This is a genomic window from Stenotrophomonas sp. TWI1151 (genome assembly GCF_039673135.1).
Taxonomy (GTDB): Bacteria; Pseudomonadota; Gammaproteobacteria; order Xanthomonadales; family Xanthomonadaceae; genus Stenotrophomonas.
In genome coordinates this window covers 224,076-241,432 of record NZ_JBDJLA010000002.1, presented here as the reverse complement: position 1 = coordinate 241,432, position 17,357 = coordinate 224,076, and the positions used below count along the sequence as shown (strand labels likewise).

10 protein-coding genes are annotated in these 17,357 nt (G+C 57.0%); all 10 read left to right on the top strand.

Annotated features, from left to right (window positions below):
* Window positions 1–45 precede the first annotated feature (45 nt).
* The 10 genes from ABE422_RS05185 to ABE422_RS05140 all read left to right on the top strand — a co-directional run bounded on the left by ABE422_RS05185 (window position 46) and on the right by ABE422_RS05140 (window position 17,278).
* Window positions 46–684: a response regulator transcription factor gene (locus ABE422_RS05185; protein WP_313212641.1), complete on the top strand. Its 639-nt coding sequence runs from the start codon at window positions 46–48 to the stop codon at window positions 682–684.
* Between the two features lie 604 nt (window positions 685–1,288).
* The gene (locus ABE422_RS05180; protein WP_346465387.1) at window positions 1,289–2,068 is read left to right on the top strand and encodes a hypothetical protein; all 780 of its coding nucleotides are present in this window, start codon (window positions 1,289–1,291) and stop codon (window positions 2,066–2,068) included.
* Window positions 2,061–5,369 carry a DEAD/DEAH box helicase gene (locus tag ABE422_RS05175; RefSeq protein WP_346465385.1) on the top strand — a complete coding sequence of 1,103 codons (3,309 nt, stop codon included), beginning with the start codon at window positions 2,061–2,063 and terminating at the stop codon, window positions 5,367–5,369. The genes ABE422_RS05180 and ABE422_RS05175 overlap by 8 nt, the downstream gene beginning before the upstream one ends.
* 252 nt (window positions 5,370–5,621) lie before the next feature.
* Window positions 5,622–6,074 carry a hypothetical protein gene (locus ABE422_RS05170; RefSeq protein WP_346465383.1) on the top strand — a complete coding sequence of 151 codons (453 nt, stop codon included), beginning with the start codon at window positions 5,622–5,624 and terminating at the stop codon, window positions 6,072–6,074.
* Window positions 6,075–6,872: 798 nt separating this feature from the next.
* Entirely contained in the window at window positions 6,873–9,266 is a 2,394-nt protein-coding gene (locus ABE422_RS05165; protein ID WP_346465381.1) for a hypothetical protein, read from the top strand.
* On the top strand, window positions 9,256–10,311 hold the full coding sequence (locus ABE422_RS05160) for a hypothetical protein (RefSeq protein ID WP_346465379.1): 1,056 nt from the start codon (window positions 9,256–9,258) through the stop codon (window positions 10,309–10,311). The genes ABE422_RS05165 and ABE422_RS05160 overlap by 11 nt, the downstream gene beginning before the upstream one ends.
* Window positions 10,312–12,472: 2,161 nt before the next feature.
* On the top strand, window positions 12,473–13,135 hold the full coding sequence (locus tag ABE422_RS05155; protein ID WP_346465377.1) for a response regulator transcription factor: 663 nt from the start codon (window positions 12,473–12,475) through the stop codon (window positions 13,133–13,135).
* Window positions 13,136–13,546: 411 nt separating this feature from the next.
* Window positions 13,547–14,821, top strand: a complete 1,275-nt coding sequence (locus ABE422_RS05150; RefSeq protein WP_346478513.1) for a DUF1254 domain-containing protein — start codon at window positions 13,547–13,549, stop codon at window positions 14,819–14,821.
* A 54-nt stretch (window positions 14,822–14,875) separates the two neighbouring features.
* On the top strand, window positions 14,876–16,348 hold the full coding sequence (locus tag ABE422_RS05145; RefSeq protein ID WP_346465373.1) for a DUF1254 domain-containing protein: 1,473 nt from the start codon (window positions 14,876–14,878) through the stop codon (window positions 16,346–16,348).
* A gap of 114 nt (window positions 16,349–16,462) precedes the next feature.
* Window positions 16,463–17,278 (top strand): hypothetical protein, encoded by an 816-nt coding sequence (locus ABE422_RS05140; protein WP_346465372.1) that lies wholly within the window; start codon window positions 16,463–16,465, stop codon window positions 17,276–17,278.
* Window positions 17,279–17,357: the final 79 nt, after the last annotated feature.

Sequence of the window (17,357 nt, the reverse complement as noted above, 5' to 3'; positions counted from 1 at the left end):
CATCCCGGCACGGCCCGACGGCTGCCTCACAGGCAATACTAGTCCATGACCCTGCGCATTATCATTGCCGATGACCATCCAGTCGTACGGATCGGCACGAAGGCCGTGATCGAATCCAGCGGCGTTGGCCAGGTGGTGGCCGAGGCCAGCACCGTGGCCGAGCTGATGACCGCACTGGGCGACCACGAGTGCGATGTCCTGGTCACCGACTACTCCATGCCCGGCGGCGCGCAGGCCGATGGCTTCGCGATGATCGCCATGATCCGCCGTCGTTTTCCCGAGCTGCCGGTGCTGATGCTCAGCGTGTCCAACAATCTGGCGATCCTGCGCATGGTCGTCGCTACCGGCGTGCTGGGGCTGGTCGACAAGACCTCGTCGATGGACGAACTGCCGCTGGCGATCCAGACGGTGCAGCGTGGCATGTCCTACGTCAGCCTGTCGCTGAAGGAACGCATTGACGCAATCGGCACGGAGAGTGTCGAGGAAGGCGAAGCCCGTCCCCTGTCACCGCGCGAAGTGGAAGTGCTGCGTCTGCTCGGCAGCGGCATGACGGTCAAAGAGATCGCCATCCATCTGCACAAGAGCGTGAGCACCATCAGCCGCCAGAAAGGCGATGCGATGTTGAAGCTCGGTCTGAAAGGCGACGCCGAGTTGTTCGATTACCTGCGCGACGGCGAACGCTGATCCCAGACGCCCGATAGCGGGCGCGTTTCTCATTTTTCTGCGCCGGCGATGCACCGTCATCGTCGCGATGAAGTGCGCGCGTGCATAGCAGATTAGCCATCTCCCCATAGTTTGGACGCCACCTAGAGCAATAGTTGCGACGTTTCGGAGAGATTTATGCACTGACTATGCTCACAGCTGAGTACATAGCTTGGCACACGACTCCATAGGCCATTGATTTTAAAGGCGATTGACGCATAGTTCGTGCATCCGGCAGCAAATGCACAGACTATGCGCAGATGACAGATAGCCACCGCCCAATCGAGGTCGCTGTCTGATGCTGGGAGTTGGGAAGTTTGATGAAGTCGCCCAAGGATTGCGGGACGTGCTAGATGGTTGCGAACCGTCCAAATATCGATCTATTTGGCACCCAAAGGGTAAGCGTGAAGGGCCGCTCCATTCAATCGATTGATTCACAAGACTTTTTTCGACATCCGGCGGGTCCCCTCTGTAAGGCTAGTAACACAGTCACCAGATTGCTACAGGGCGTGCATCACTGTGAGTGTGTGGTATACGTCTTGTGAAGAAGCTATAGACACGGAAGCTGAATTGGGGGCAGCTGGAGATGGCAATTGAAACGAGACCGTATACCGTGGCTTCGCTCTGCGACGGCAATGAGTGGTCAGTCCCGGATGCAGACCTCTTGGCAGTTCAGATTGCCATGGTCGCCTTAGGTCAAGCGGATCATTTGGCAGAGATCCTAAAGGCCTCCGGAGTTCCGCAAGTGGAAGCAGACGGTATCGCCAGATCGGAAGCCATTAAACTCGTCACGGCCAGCGCAGATAACCCTTACCACCGCGATGGCTGGTTGTTCCAAGTCATGTCGTGGATATGCGCGCATCGCCTCAATGCAAACTCAGCTATCCGAACACCACACATGATTCTTGCCCACAAAGGGCTGGACGGCCTGCAAGTTGAGGCAGGTGAGAATGGAATTAGCCATGTCGTAATCTTCGAGGACAAGGCGACAGATAATCCCCGGGATGTGATCCGTGATGAGGTCTGGCCAGAATTTCGCGAACTGGAGTCTGGGTCCCGTCAGAACATGATTGCTGCAGAAGTGGTTTCCCTACTCAAGAGTTCTGGCTATCCAAACGCCACCGATGCAGTTAAGAGCATCATCTGGAGAGAAGCCAGGGTGTTCAAGGCATCCATCACGGTTGGAGACTATCATGCATCGCCGCGAGGTCTGAGTTCACTCTTTATGGACTATGACGAAGTTGTCAAAGGCGACATGAGCCGACGTAGAGGGGACATCTTTCATGTCGCCGACCTGCGAGGATGGATGCAGGAGCTAGCCGAGAAAGTAGTCGCCATTCTTGATTCCGGGGTGAAGAGTGTTTGATCGAGAGACCCTGGATCTAATAGCATCCGCCCCCAGCCTTCAGGGGCTTGAGTCCCGGGATTTGGCGAAGGAGCTAACCGCTGCTTACACAAGGATCGTTGCCGCACGAATAAGGCTTCGTAGTGGTGAAGAGGCTGATCACGGCATCGACAGCCTAATTGACGAGATGCGAAGGCTTGCATTCGTACAAGAGTCGCTGGTTTCTCTGGCCCCAGAGTCTGATATCAGGAGGTCAGCGGCGTTTGTCGCAGGGACCGCGCATCATGTGGTTTTTCAAGCAGAGGCACTCTCTGCTGAAGCATCTGCCAGCTGGGAGCTTAGGCTGGACGCGATACCGGCGGGCATTTCCTCTTCGCTGCTGTTTCTAATTGCGCAGTCTCATGCGGACGCGGTGGAAATGACGAAGACGATGGCTCCGCCTGAAAGCTCCGGGAGTGTAAGTTCGTCGCTCATCGACGCACTTCGACGCCTCATCAGAGGCGATCTTGCGACAGTGGCTACCGGTAGCAACTCGACAAGCAGTTGGATGGAGAGCCCTTCGCCTAGCATTGGCCTGGGTGCCACTGCTCTCTACGGCATGATACTTGACGGGGTCAGACTTCTTTCGAGCGAGCTGATGGGAAGGCCGGAGCCGGTCAGGAGCAGCAATGAGATTTTTTCACGTGTGGCCGAGCTATCCATTCGAAAAACAGAATCGACCAATCTCTCCAACCGGCCTGTAGTCTCTGAAAGTACTTACCCAGGGCCATTTCATCTGGCATCTTTGCTCTTGGCGGCAGGAACAGAACTCCGAGCGTCCTCGCTCGTATCGATCAAGCCGCCATCAGGAGTTCCAGAAGACAGGTGGCGCGAGAAAATGGGGTTGATTGCAGGTAGTAGACCCTATCTCTGGAAGAACCATCTACAGGCAGTTAGTAGAGGTTATCTTGATAATGGAGTTTCATCCGTAGTCAGCTTCCCAACCGGCGCAGGCAAATCCACTCTATCTGAGCTAAAGATCGCAAGTACGCTGCTGGCGAATCGGAAGGTGGTGTTCCTTGCGCCCACGCTTGCTTTGGTAGATCAGGTCGCCCGTTCTTTGGGGGCGGCTTTCCCATCTGGAGAAATTCAGAAGGAACGGAGTTCAGATTCTGTTGAAGACATCGTCAACGAGGGACTTCCTGAAATTTCAGTGATGACCCCTGAGCGTTGCTTGGCACTCCTCGGATACGAGCCCGCCGCGTTCGCTGAAGTTGGTCTTCTGACGTTCGACGAATTCCACCTCATCCACTCTGCCGGAGTTGGCCGTGACAGGAGATCCATCGATGCAATGGTTTGTCTACTGAACTTCACGCTTGCGGCTCCTTCTGCAGATCTTCTGTTGATGTCCGCAATGGTCAGCAATGCTTCGCAAGTGGCAGCATGGGTTGAAAACCTAACCAGCAGGCCATGCCTTGCACTGGATTTGAACTGGAAGCCCACTCGGCAGGTACGCGGTGTCGTGCTTTACCAAGCTGCCGAGGTCGCGTCGAGCCAGGCTGTGTTAGCTGCTGCAGCGAGGGCCAGAAGGACGGCGGCGCCTCCTGTCTCAGTAAGACGCCAATTGCAGGTTAAACCCTACGGCTTTATGGGCCTTCAGCAAACGTGGATGACCAACCATATAAGTGATTACCTCCTCGTTCCGCTGCTAGACCGAAATGTCAAGCTGGGTGCGGCGGGCACACGCACGTCGGACTGGTACCTTACCCCGAACTCCACCGAAGTTGCGGCAGAAATTGCCATCGGTGCAGCCACACGTTCTGCAAGCGAGACCTTGAAGACGCTGGTCTTTACCCAAACCATCCTTTGGGCAGCCAGTATCGCGAGGAAGGTTTCAGATGCGCTCCCAGTACGAACGATTTCACTGAACCAGTCTGAGCGGCAAAATTTTGACGCGGCACTCACCGAGCTGGGCGAACGTAGTGCTCTGTATGCTGACGTTGGCGACGGACACGATCTGAGAAGTCGGGCCCTTACGCATCATGGCCTGTTACTTCCGCAGGAGAGGGCCCTTCACGAATCACTTTACAGGCGGCCCGATGGGGTTGATGTCGTCGTAGCGACCTCAACCCTAGCACAAGGGATGAATCTACCAAGCCAAGTCGTGATCATATCCAGTGATCAGAGATTCGACGCCGACTCGGAGCGAATGGGGACTCTGGAGGCTCATGAGCTGCTGAATGCAGCGGGCAGGGCCGGGCGGGCGGGGGAAAATTCATTTGGCTTCGTCCTAGTTATCCCTGGTAGGGTTATGCGTTTCGACGGTGAGTCCAACACTATCAGTCGTTACTGGAATCAGCTTAGGGAGGTGTTCTCTCAAAGCGACCAGTGTTTGGCAGTTGAGGATCCGCTTGCTCGAGTGCTTGACCGGATGCATGCATCCACAGACGAGTTGGATGAAACCGCCCGATACATGCTTCGACGACTCCCGATTTCCTTTGATCGCGAGTCTTCTAGATCTGCCGTTCGCGAGTACCTTGGAAGAACGATGGGAGCCTTCTCAGCAAGTGCCCAAGGAGGCCAAGACTGGGTGGACGTAAGCTCCGAGGTAGTAGCTAGGTTCCGAGACGAATTCGGGGCTGAGCAGAATCCAGACTGGATAGACAAGTTGGCGGCTTCAACGGGAGTTGAGCCCACTGTCATCAGGGGCTTGGAGGCTCGTATGCAGAGGAACTGCCCAGGTGATTTCGCCAATGTGAGAGAGTGGACCGAATGGGTCTTTGACTGGCTTGCAGAAGACCCCTCTCTGGTCCCGCAGCTAGTGAGGAAGGGAAATCTTGAAGGCCTCTTTGAAAGAGACTACGCGCGATTTAGCTCAGACCGAGAAAAAGGGCAGTGGGCTATACCCCGGCTTCAAGAGTTGTTGCTCATGTGGATGGAGGGTAGGTCATTTGTAGAGATGGAAGTTTCGCAGGCCATCGGAGCTAGTAGTGCTGGCAAATGTAAATGCTCGCGGATATTTGCCTTGAGGGTAGTTCCCGACCTTTCATTCATCTTTGGCCTTCCGGAGCAGTTAATCAGAGCTAGGCGGAGGACTGCCAATGACGATGGCGAGTCCGCGGCAAGTGCTTCGAAGCTCTCTGCCTGCGTCAAAGAGGGCTACGCAGAGGTTGAACTTCTTGCACTGTCTTATGTAAAAAATCTTTCTATGGTCCGTCGTGCGGTTCATGAACTCTGGACCGATGTTGAGCGAATCGCACTGTCGCCAATACATCCTGAAAGGTGGGCTGAGACACTGGCTCGAGTGCGGTCGGCCCATCAGGTATACGAAGAGCTGAGGTAGTCATGAGAGGTGCAGCAGACATGCTCTCGTCTCGCTCCCGTGGCGACATCACTCTTGCCTGTCTACCCCAACAGTTTCACCGTAACTGACGGGGGGCTGGTGTGACATCCAACCTATTCTCACTGTTGTTGAAGTCGAGTTGACCGCGCGCCTTTGGCTCAGCTCGTGCCAAGTGCTCTCGATCAATGCCCCCATTTCGGCTTCTTTCATTCACAAGTGAACAAGGGAGCAAGTGTGAGCCGGCTTCAAGTAATGCTTGCCACCTACGTGCTTCTCACCGCCTGCGGACGCCACGGCGACTACAACGATTACGAAGCTGATGCAGAGGTGGCAGCTGCCGCGGCAGAGGATGCAACGCAAGCGACATACGAAGAGTACGGGGCCGACAGTGAAGGTACGGGGGCTGATCTCAGCAGTGTTGATCCTTACGCCATAGAAGACAGCGGCAACTATACTTGCACGCAAGATTGCTCAGGTCATGAAGCCGGCTTTGCGTGGGCACAGGCAAACGACATCTCTGACACGTCGGAGTGTGGCGGCAACTCTCAGCCCTTCATCGAAGGATGCGAAGCCTTCGTCGAGAATCGCCAGGAGTACGCCGATAAACAAGCACAGGAAGCCGCTTTGCAAGCGGCTGAGGCTGCCGGCAATGAAGCTGAGGAGTACGAAGACGATCGCGGGCACCTGATCGACGGGCGCTATTAGCGCAAGCGTTGGCTAGCTCGCTATCTGGCCAATCGCTAGTACTCATCCATAGGACTGAGCCGCCCAAGCTTCTGTGGACACCTAGCACACGTAATGGACTGGCCCCACCACTTCTCGCCGGCAGGGAAGCTGTCCGCGCAATCTGCAAAGTAAGGCCACAAAAGGCGCCATCCCGAAGGCGTCGGCTGTTACGCGTAAGCCTTTGATTTGATGGAGCCCATAACCATTTATGGCTCCTAATGGCCTGCCGAACCCAGATCGCTTGCAACGGACCGTGGATTCCGTATGTTTCGGTGGCATGAGCACCCTTTCACTACCAAGAGCAGCACTTCAATCCCAGTCCGAGGATGAACTGCTAGGGACGATCGTGGATGAGTTTGGACTCTACGTACGTATTGCCGATGCTTGGCAGGCCCTGGGCTTCCGCAGTCTCGAGGCAGCAAGGCGTGCCGCCGTCCAAGGCCGCCTAGGCGTTGACGTGGTGCATATGCCCGGCCGTCGAGGTCGCGTAGTCCCTTCACAAGCCCTCGCCCGCTGGCTCTTCGTGGCCTCAAGAAGCAGGACCCAATAACCTGCTCGCCCTCATTTCCGCAGCGACCGTACAGGAGAGCACCCATGCGATGAGCTGAGTTCAACCACTAGGGTAGAAACAACAAACCCCGGCTTGCAGGCCGGGGCTTGTGTGCAGCTAGCGTTTGGATCCGCTGAGCTGAATCTACCCCCGTCCCGTACTTCTTTCAAGTACCCGCGCGGCCGGGAGGGTGAGGTATTGCCCTCGCCCAGCCAAGGGAGGCCTAGATGACGCCAGATGAACTGCAAAACCACCTAAGAACCTTGGATCTTTCTTTAGAAGACCGGGCATTCGCGTTTGACCTGTACGGCCATGGTGCCGGGCGAACCGTCGGCGCCTATGCACTAGACAATGTGATTGTCGATTTCAGTTCCAAGAAGTGTCGCGCAATACGCCGGCTCGAAAGCCACACAGTTGAGCAGACATATGCCTTAGAGCTTGAGCTGGACCCCGACGTAATTTCGTATGTCTGCCAAGTCAGGTGTCACGGCATACGACGAGGACGCCACATAAGCACCGCACACGCAGATTTCTTCGTGATTCGGAGGTCGAATGTTGAGGTGGTCGAGTGCAAGTCGATCACCAAGCTTGATTCGCTGGTTAAGAAGAAGCCAGATGAGTGGATTCGGGATGGCAGCCATTACCGTAACCTGGCGTATGAGCGATGGGCGGAGTCGCATGGAATTACGTACGTCGTGCGGGCCACCTCCCCATACAACAGCCGCTACCTCCGGAACCTGCAGTTCATCTATCAGAGCTGGGATGAGGAGCTATCACTCGCCCGCCGCGAGGGATTCATAGAAGTCCAGAAGCGACTCACCGCAGGGCCTAAAAGCATCTCAACGTTGATGGTAGAGATAGCTTGGTTCAATGCCGGAATTGCCGCCGCCCTGCTCGCCGATAAGCTTCTTTTCGGCCCGATAGAACATGTGCCTCTCATAGACGTACGGAACTTCTACCTTAGCCTTAATCCGGAACAGGCGCTGGCCATCGGTGTGGAGTTCAGTAAAGGCATCGACGCTCTCTATCTGGACGCGAGCGATCCAATGTCACTCGCCAGTTCAACCGACGTGGAAAAAGCGGTTGCAAGACTCAAGAAGCTCGACCGAGTCATCGCAAGTGGAGAGCCCTTGCCTCGCCGCATGCGGGCTCTGGAAAGGAAAGTTAGGGCCGCACGCGCGGAGGGGCGAAATCCGCTGCAAGAAGCGCTTACCAAATATGCAAACTCCGGGAACAGGTCAAGCCGCCTCACGTCCACCCAAACGGAGGTTCTCAACAAAACAATCAAGTCCCACTGGCTAGGTGGCTTGGTGACGAGCAAGTCTGATCTACATCGAGAGCTCGTCGGCCAGTGTGAAAAGCTCGGCATAGTTGCGCCCGGTTATAAGGCGCTCCTAAGCCGAGTGAAGAACACGTCCCGAGCGGTTCGCGATCTTGCGGTTGGCGGAAAGCGTCGATATCAGGCAAATAAGCCTCGCTCTGACGCGCGCGTAAGATCGGGATCCGCACTGGCCGTACATTCCGTGCTTCACGTTGATGCGACAAAGATCGACCACAGAACATTCATCCAAGGACAAGAAGGCATGGAGGACCAGTGCCCGCTGCTCTATTGCGGACGCGACGAAGCTTCTGGACACGTCATGGCGCACGCGTTTGTCTTCGGTCCAGCCAGGCGGGATGGAATTCTCATACTCTTGCGGAACTATGTTCGAAAGCACCAGAAGCTCCCTCATTCAATACTGATCGATCGGGGCTCTGACCTAAAGTCCGTCCGATGTGAGGTCTGCCAGATACCTGGAGTAACATTTCTTACGGCGCCGACTGGCGGAAGCCGATATAACTCTGAGTGCGAGACCATCCAAGGCCAGATCAATGCGATGGTGAGTCATCGGTTGATCGGCAGCACGAAGCCCGATCAGGCCGGAAGAAGCGTCGACGGAAAGTTCAAGAGCCGCTCGACCGCTCGAATGGAGTTCTCGACCACCGAGTCCGAGATCAATGAGCTCCTGTACGGCCTGCTCCCACGGCTCCCTGGCGCAGATCACTGCGGATCTGGTGAGCGCATGGAAGAACTCATCCGCTTGGCACCTAACTCAGGCCTCCCCATCGTCTTGAACGACGACCTGCTTTTCCGCACCGCTGTGAAGCTTAAGTCAACGTCTTATGAGACAACGCGCGGATTCCGCTTCTGCGGAAGAAACTACACAAATTCAGAACTCTGTAGCCGCCTAGCCTCTGAGAAGATTCTGGAGGCGCGTCGGGACCCAGAAGATACAACATTCGTATGGATTCAGACGACCGCCAGGCGCTACAAAGCGTGGTGTTCTGAGGTTACCAAGATCGGCCACTACACGCCTGAAGATCGATTGTTCGAGGCAATGTGGGATCAGTTCCTTCGCCCGGAAACGGTGATTAGGAAGGAAGACATCCAAAGGCAGAACTACGAAAGGACCAGCGCGGCTAATGCAAGACAGCGCTCTTTGGATGCAGAGCAAAGGAAGGGTGAGAACAGTGCGCCTCCTCTTAGGAAATCAAAGCCGCTCAAAGCGGATGGCGGTCTGAAGATTGACTTCAGTGCTCTTCCTGACCTGGTCACCGAAGGTAGTCGCGATGAGCATTGAGTTTCCGTTGGTCAATCTGCTCTGTAACGAGTCACTTCCCTTCATTCCACACGAACGGTTCGTGACAGCTGAGCGCGAGATGCTTGGCTCCATTGCACGCGCGAGGCCCGGGGAGTTCGTATGGCTTGTTGCCCCGTCGTGGTCAGGCAAGAGTGAGCTGCGACGTCGTCTTATGCCATCGCTTGCAGGCCGACCTAAGCACTGGCCTATCGGCAGCATCCCCTTGATCTCAGTAAGAGCTGTCCTGAACCAAGGCGACAAGTTCAACCCCAAGGATTTTGCCTTGAGGCTCCATCAGGAGATCACAGAACCTGAGATAGGTTGGCTAGAGCCTGACTCCCATCTTGGCAGTCCCCACAGGTTTGACGAGTCTGCTGAAGAACGCGCGTCCTCTCATTTCTGGCAAGACGTTCGATCGCGTCGAGCGGAGAGAGAGCTCCGACTCTCCTTTGAAAGAATGGCGAAGGTTCGCGGCCTAAAGTACATAGTCATCGACGAAGTCGCAAATATCTGTCGAGTCACAAGGACGCAGAGTGCTCGCAACTACATGCTTGGAATCATGGCCCTCATCGAGGAGATCGGCTGCGCGGCGGTCATGTTCGGTACGCATGAGGCCTCTCCCCTCTATGAAGATGCTCAGGAAATCTTCAACCGCTCGGACATCGTCTACATGCGACCGTACAACCTGAAGATGCAGCAGGACCTAGTAGGCTACGCGACGTTGGTAAAGGCAATCGGCGCAGGCTTTCCGTTATCCCATCCCACTCTGCTTCAGGACAACCTGGAGCTGGTTGCATTGAATGGAGGAGGAATATTCGGCCCAACTGTAAGATATCTCCGACGTGCAAATGAGCTGAGGTGCAGAGCTGGATGCTCGAAGCTGACTTCTGACCACCTCAAATCGGCTTCAGGCACACCAAAGAACCACAGCTCGTTCTGGCGAGACATCGATCATTTCAATCGTCTTGCGAGCTCAAAGCCTACAACGTCACTAGCCGACTACTTGAACATTGAGCCTAGCGCTGACGGTGCGGCCGGCGCATGACAGTTCACATTCCAAACTGGACGAAGCTTCCACCCCTAAAGCTCATTGGGGCTGGGACCTCCGGCACTGAGTCCCTCAGTAGCTACTGCCTGCGACTAACGACCCTGTGCGCAGTTCCTTGGTCATCGTTTATCGCTCTTCTCGATGCTGCATCAGGGTCTGAGCCAGGCACTTACAACGATTGCTCGAGGCTATCCGGCTCCGGTCCTGTAGTGCGCAGGCGAGCGAAAGCGCTGGAACGATTAACCGGTCAGTCACTTCTAGGGGGAACGCTCCTAGGAATCGGTGAGCTTGTCTCAGGGAAGTCAGCGACGCTTTGCAAGGGTGCATCGTGGTGTCCAAGATGTCTAGTCGATAGCGTCCAGGAAGATGATTTTCCATATTCGCGTTTGATCTGGCGCTTCGCTGCGTACTCTCACTGTGCCACGCACGGAGCGAGAATTGAAAACACCTGTCCACACTGCGGCAGTTCTGGGTTCAGAGCTGTGAACATCTTAGTGTGTCCAGGATGCAAGGGCTCACTCACCGTCGGCGCACGCTTCGATCCTCCAAACCGTGCTGAGAAATGGACAAACCACTGCGTCGAAGAGCTAATCCAATGGACCGCCGATGACCCCGCTCGGGTTCTGGAAAGATCCAGGCTGTTAGCGTTTGTCCAAGCCGTGGACGATGTTGGCGAGGCCAAGAACCAACGTTACCGGCCACTCAAGACGCATAGAGAGGATTTCGTTCGCTACATGGTATGGCGCGACGCCAATGTTCCGACATTGAGATTGCGACCAAACATTGGGCGAGTAGACTTGGGGGACCTTCTCAGGGCGGCAGCGAGACAGTGTGTCTCTGTGCTGGACATGTTGCTCAGACCAGCAGAGTGCGCATCTGCGCTGCTGCCAGGGGTTCACTATTCCGTCGACATCCCACTTGGACGCGCAAATCTTCCCGATGCGTGGATAGCATTCTCCAAGACAATCGAGGCGTTGATTTCAGACACGGCTTGCCTCCTGCCCTCAATGCAGGAGTTGGCTCGCACTTGCGGGATTCGTGGCTACGACAGCAAATGTTTTCCCGGTCAGGTTGCCCGCTATTCCGCCCAGCTGCGCATGCAACGTACGCTGTATCGGGACGTTCCACCCCATCGCGTGAATGCTGCCTTTCATCAGTCCGTGCGACAGCTTAAGGAGGGCCTCACACCGCAGCAGGTGCATGGAGCGATTCAACGATCGTTGCCGGCGAACAGTGCGACTACCCGGCAGATTGTTCGATCAGCATCTATCGTGTATCAGTCCATGTTTCTCCTACGTACGCCATGAGGAGCGAAGGTAGTGAAGGAGATTGCGGGTGACTTCGCTTTTCAGCCCGAGTGTGGGGGCATCGACTTGAATCGAGCGTTCTGCGTCCTTATCGCTCCAAGTGACTTTCAGATATGGCTTGCGTCCTCGCGTCCGCTTTCGGCCAGAAGCAGAAGCCGCTTATAGAAGGACGTCCGTCGTCATCGTCGACTTAAAGTGATTGCGCAGCTGCATTTCCTGGGAGTGAGATGTCGTCCCATGCCTGTATCCGGCTCTGGATTCAGTCGCGCGACGCAAACTCAGTATGACTGTTTACCAGCAACAGTAGTGTTGCAGGCCAAGGTCTACGCCAGCGAAGACCGAACGGCTCTGACATGGAAGGGCTGGCGACGGGGCGAAGCGCTTCACCGGCTCGCATGTGTCAGGGACTTTTCCAGCCGCCTTCTGTTGGGAAGCCACCCCATTGAAATAGTAACGCTGCTCTGGACGGGGCAAGTCCCGCAGGAAGCCGGACAGCAAAATGCAGCGAGGACTGCTTGACGGCGTCTCCTTGATCTTTCATGCGGGCCAATCTGTCCATGGGGAAGGCGCTGGAAGTGGCCACCTCTGCGCCACATCGCCACATCGCCACATCGCCACATCGCCACATCACCTTATTCGCGCACGCCTGTCACATCTGAAGCGTGCAAGCATCACAGAACGAGACATCTGTTCCGTGAGCACGGCTGGAAGTTGCCGCCCGATGGATTAAATCACAAGGCCCTCACCCGCTCCGTAGCCAATATCCAGATTCCTGAGCAAGGATAAGCCGCGCCTTCGAAGTGGCATTTATCCATGCAATCCCGAACACCATTGTCGAAGGAGTGAAATGCATGGATCTCGCTCTCCTTGAGAAACCCCGCTGTCGGGGTAGAAGTGTGGTGCTGGCAGATGACCACACTTTGGTGGCCCAGGGGATCGAGCGGCTGCTGATGAATTCCTTTGAATCAATTGTGTTGGTATCCGACGGGGAAAAGCTGATCGAGACGGTCGAGCGCGACCCGCCAGACGTGGTGGTCGCAGACATTAGCATGCCCGGCATTAGCGGAATCGACGCAATGAAAGAGATTCTGGAGCGAGGCTGCAGAGTTCCCTTCGTGTTCCTGACCATGCACGATGAGCCGTCTCTGGCTGCCGGGGCCATCCGCGCGGGGGCACGGGGCTTCGTGCTCAAGAGCGCCGCCGGAGAGGAACTGATCTTTGCCATTAAAGAGGTCTTGAACGGAAATACATATGTATCGGCAAGCGTTGCCGCGCAGGCCATCATTCATGGATCCACGACGCAATACATCCCGACAGATAAGCAGCTGCGTGTGCTCGAGCTTCTAGCGCTCGGGCTTCGTGCCAAGCAGATTGCGCATAAATTGGGACTCTCGGTCCGAACGGTCGAATCACACAAATACGCGATGATGCAAGAGCTGGGTGTGCACGGGACTATTGAGCTCGTGCGTAAAGCCGAGGCTCTCGGGGTAGTTTTTCTTCGGACCGAAGGGTAGAACGTCGTGGATCAGATCGACGAAAAATAGCTCGGACCAGCTAGGCCACCGAGCTTAACCCTTGGCACCAGTAAAAATACTGAGCGGAACACAGTGAATACGCTCTTGCCAACCCTGCGGCAGGGAGAACAGAGTGGAGATACACCCTCTCATGCGCCTCGCGGGAAAGAGCCGCACTGGTGTCGCCAGCATCGGCTGCGCTTGCGAGCAACAATTTTCATCACCATACCCCGCCTACTCGAGCCCATTTCCATGCGCCCAATGCCTCGTGGTTCGTCCCTCTTGCTGATGTCAGTCCTGTTTCTTCCAGCATGCCAGCGGCCTGAGAGCCAGCCCAATCGAGTGGAACCGACGACGGCTCCAGATACACGATCGGCCGCGGCAGACGAACAGGACGAGGCAGAGGCGCGCGTGATCGCGAAAGATGCCTACATCTATGCGTTTGCGATGCTCGAGAACTACAACACGCTCTACAAGCAAGTGGCCTCGCCTGATGCGCCCGAATACATCGGCGGCTTCGGCAAATTCAGGCACTATTCGCAGCTCTACACGCCGGATAACCACGATGTCGTTACGCCCAATAATGACACGCCCTATTCCTGGGCCTGGCTGGATTTGCGGGCTGAACCTTGGGTCGTCACGGTGCCCAAGGTGCCCGAAGGACGTTACTACGTTCAGCAGTGGGTAGATCTGTTCACCTACAACTTTGCCTACATCGGGTCGCGCGCCACCGGCAACGGCGCCGCCAGCTACCTGATCGCCGGGCCCGGCTGGCAGGGCGATACGCCTGCTGGCATCAAGCAGGTTTTTCCTTCGGAGACCTCGCTAGTATTGACGCTCACACGCACCGCCTTGAACGGACCCGACGACATCGGCAACGTCAAGAAGATCCAGGAAGGGATGAAGCTGCAGCCCTTGAGCAGCTACCTGAAGACGCAGGCCCCTTCGGCGCCGCCAGAGATTCAGTTCCCCGCTTATGACGCCGATAAGGTCCATTCCCACGATTTCATCGCCTATCTGAATTTCCTGCTGCAGTTCACACAACCGACGAATCCGAGCGAAGCAGGCCTTATGGAGCGTTTCGCGAAAATCGGGATCGGCCCAGGACGACCGTTCGACGCCAAGTCCCTGAGTCAGGCTCGCTTGTCGGCGATCGATGCCGGCGTAGCCGATGCGAAAGCCGCAATGGCCGAGAAGGCCAAGGCAACGCTATCGTCCAACGGACTGTTTGGATCGCGCGCGGTTCTGAAGGACGACTACCTCACCCGTTCCATTGCCGCCGAGAAGGGACTATATGGGAACTCCATCGAGGAAGCGTGGTATGGCGGGTATGTAGGCGACGGCAATACTCCTTCGGTGATCCACTTCAGCAAGGATGCCATCCCGCCTGCGAAGTTCTTCTGGTCGGTCACGCTGTATACCTTGCCGGACCGGTTCCTCTACGCCAATGAACTGAAGCGGTATTCCATCGGCGACCGGACCCCCGGGCTCAAATATGACCCCGATGGCGGACTGACCCTCTACGTCGCCCACGTCTCGCCTGGGAAGGAAAAGGAGAGCAACTGGCTTCCCGCGCCGGCCGGTCCTTACAGTGCTGTTGGGCGTGTTTACGGCCCGAGCCGCGCCGCCATCGAAGGCAAGTGGAACCTGCCTCCCCTGCAGCCGGTGCCGACCCCGACCCCCTGATTCAAGGAGAGATGCATGTACCACCATCGAATTCGATCGGCTACGGGAATCGGGATGCTGCTTGCCCTGGCCAGCGGCATGATGCTCAGCGCCTGCGGCGAGCGATCGTCCGGCAATGAGAAGGACCGCGACGCCGCGGCAGGTCACGCCCCTGCCGCATCCCCTGCTGCTCCCGCTGCATCGGCAGACACTGCTGCGCTGGAAGAGGCCAGGACCATCGCGCGCGAGGCCTACGTCTACGGTGTCCCGATGGTGGACACGTACAAGACCGTCTATGCGTTCAACGTCAACACCTCCAACCCGCAGTACAAGGGGCCGTTCAACGCCATCCTGAACATCGCCCGCGTGTTCACTCCGGACGACACTGCCTTCGTGACGCCGAATTCGGACACCCCCTACTCCTTTGCCATGCTGGATCTGCGGGCAGAGCCGGTGGTGATCACCGTGCCCAGGATGGCGAAGGATCGATACTTCGTCTTCCAGCTGATGGATCTTTACACCTTCAATTTCGACTACATCGGCAGCCGCACGACTGGCAATGACGGCGGCAGCTTCCTGATCGTCGGGCCGGGCTGGAAGGGGGAAGCGCCCAAGGGCATCACCAAGGTGATCCGCTCGGAGACCGACCTGGTCAGCGTGGTTGGCCGCACCCAGCTCTTCAACGCAGCAGACCTGGAGAACGTGAAGAAGATCCAGGCCGGCTACAAGGTGCAGCCGTTGTCAGCCTTCGCCGGGACACCAGCGCCGCCGCCGGCGCCCGCCATCGCATGGATCACGCCCACGCCGCCGGCGCAGGATCGGACGTCGCTGGAGTTCTTCAACCAGCTGGCGTTCCTGCTGCAGTTCGCGCAGCCGCCGCATCCAAGCGAGGCGGCCCTGCGCGAGCGCTTTGCCACGCTGGGTATCGAGCCGGGCAAGCCCTTTGATGCGAACCGCCTGCCGCCGCCGATGCAGGCCGCGCTCAAGGAGGGCATGGCCGAAGGGCAGAAGCAGATCGATGACAAGCGCGCCTCGCTGGGCGGCAGGACCGATGCCCTGTTCGGTAGCCGGGACTTCCTGAAAAATGACTACGTCGCCCGTGCGACCGGGACCCAGGTGGGCATCGGTGCGAACTCCCGCGAAGAGGCGATGTACCCCATCCTGGACAAGGATTCCGAAGGCCAGCCCCTGGACGGCAGCAAAGGCGCCTACACCCTGCGCTTCGCCAAGGACCAGCTGCCGCCCGTGGATGCCTTCTGGTCGGTCACCATGTACGGACTGCCGCAGCAGCTGCTGGTCAAGAATCCGATCAACCGCTATCTGATCAACTCGCCGATGCTGGCTGGATTGAAGAAGGATCCTGACGGTGGGCTGACGATCTACATCCAGGCGGATTCGCCCGGCAAGGAGAGGCAGGCCAATTGGTTGCCCGCGCCCAAGGGACCGTTCGTGATGTTCATGCGCTACTACCGTCCCAAGCCGGAGTTGCTGGACGGCCGCTGGACCACACCCGAAGTGATCAAGACGCCGGACGGCACCAAGCAGTAATTGCGCTCATCTGCAGCGAGGCGAGCATAGCAGAACTACCCCTCCAGCATTGCCAGGATCGGATTCTATGGCGCTCGAGCTTTCTTATGCCATCACCAATCAGGAGACCCTCTCATGACCGTCATAGCAAAGCTGATGGTCCTCGGCTGTGTGCTCCTAGCCGCCGAAGCTGCCGCGCAGAGTGCAGCTCCTGATGTAGGAGCGTCCAGCGACGACATCGCCCGCAAGCTAGCAGATCCCGGCGCGGCATTGATCTCCGTACCCTTCCAGTACAACTACCTGGGCTCGGTGGGCCCGGGAGGGGACTTTCACAACCAGCAGCTGAAGATCCAGCCAGTGATACCCTTCGTTGGGGAGAACGGCAAATTCATCCTACGGCCTATACTGCCGCTGAGCTGGAACCAGTTCCCCGAAGACAAACACGGCACCGGCGATTTGTTCGTGCAGGGATATTACATCCCCAAGACCGCCGCCGAGGCGGGTGGCACAGAGTTCGGTTTTGGTGCCGCCGCGTTGCTCGATACTGCCTCACACAACAGTCTGGGCACCGGAAAGTACTCACTGGGACCAGCGTTTATCGTCGTCCACAAGACCAAATCGTGGACGGTAGGCGCACTGGCCAACCACATCTGGTCGATTGGTGGCGATAGTGACCGCGACGATGTCAGCAGTACCAGCGTGCAGCCCTTCGTTACCCGTAACCTGCCCGATGGCTGGTCGCTCAGTTTCACATCGGAGACCAATTACAACTGGAAAGCCGCCAGTGGCGATGCGTGGACCGTTCCATTAGGCGCCACCGTTTCCAAGGTTCTGCGCTTCGGGCACACCCCGGTAAGCCTGGGCATAGGCGGGTTCTACAACGTGGACCGTCCGCAGTACGCCAGTCGATGGACAGGGCGCTTTTCGGTCACTCTTGTTTTCCCCGAGTAACCGACGTCGCTCCGTTGTGTTCTGCTACCGTCCCAGCGACTTGGGGGCTCTCTGGGTGTCCTAGCTGTTGAGTAGACTG

Coding starts and splice junctions, on each gene's coding strand:
- ABE422_RS05165 (WP_346465381.1), top strand. CDS start 6,873: ATGACGCCAGATGAACTGCAAAACCACCTAAGAACCTTGGATCTTTCT.
- ABE422_RS05160 (WP_346465379.1), top strand. CDS start 9,256: ATGAGCATTGAGTTTCCGTTGGTCAATCTGCTCTGTAACGAGTCACTT.
- ABE422_RS05145 (WP_346465373.1), top strand. CDS start 14,876: ATGCTGCTTGCCCTGGCCAGCGGCATGATGCTCAGCGCCTGCGGCGAG.
- ABE422_RS05155 (WP_346465377.1), top strand. CDS start 12,473: ATGGATCTCGCTCTCCTTGAGAAACCCCGCTGTCGGGGTAGAAGTGTG.
- ABE422_RS05180 (WP_346465387.1), top strand. CDS start 1,289: ATGGCAATTGAAACGAGACCGTATACCGTGGCTTCGCTCTGCGACGGC.
- ABE422_RS05185 (WP_313212641.1), top strand. CDS start 46: ATGACCCTGCGCATTATCATTGCCGATGACCATCCAGTCGTACGGATC.
- ABE422_RS05170 (WP_346465383.1), top strand. CDS start 5,622: ATGCTTGCCACCTACGTGCTTCTCACCGCCTGCGGACGCCACGGCGAC.
- ABE422_RS05140 (WP_346465372.1), top strand. CDS start 16,463: ATGACCGTCATAGCAAAGCTGATGGTCCTCGGCTGTGTGCTCCTAGCC.